Here is a 460-nt window from a genome sequence, read left to right on the forward strand (position 1 = left end):
GTCTACGCTGATGCTGGTTACACCGGTGTCGAGAAGCGCGAAGAGCATGAAAACCGTGAAGTGGTTTGGCAAATCGCCGCGCGACGCAGCACCTATTCCAAGCTGAACAAGCGCAGCGTGCTGTACAAAGCCAAGCGCAAAATCGAGTACCTCAAGGCCCAGACACGTGCCAAGGTCGAACACCCATTTCGGGTGATCAAACGTCAGTTCGGTTATGTGAAAGTGCGCTTTCGCGGCCTGATGAAAAACACCGCTCAATTGACCACGCTGTTTGCCTTGTCCAATTTATGGATGGCTCGAAAAAAGCTGATGGGTATGGGCTAATTACGCACGTAACACGGAGAAATGGGCTGACAAGCTCGCCAAGGCGGCGCGTACGGGATATTTCGCGGTCAATAGCGCCAAATTCAGCGGGATTTTCAACTTACTGCGCGGTTGCGGCAAGTTGATCGGAGCTTCC

The 460-nt window shown here is 53.0% G+C and carries 1 protein-coding gene; it reads left to right on the top strand.

Going from position 1 to position 460, the window contains the following annotated elements:
• Window positions 1-324: transposase (locus GHO03_RS24750; RefSeq protein WP_153400707.1), on the top strand; the 324-nt coding region annotated here is incomplete at its 5' end.
• Window positions 325-460 lie beyond the last annotated feature (136 nt).

The organism is Pseudomonas sp. FSL R10-1339 (assembly GCF_009600545.1).
In the GTDB taxonomy this organism is placed as follows: Bacteria; Pseudomonadota; Gammaproteobacteria; order Pseudomonadales; family Pseudomonadaceae; genus Aquipseudomonas; species Aquipseudomonas bubulae.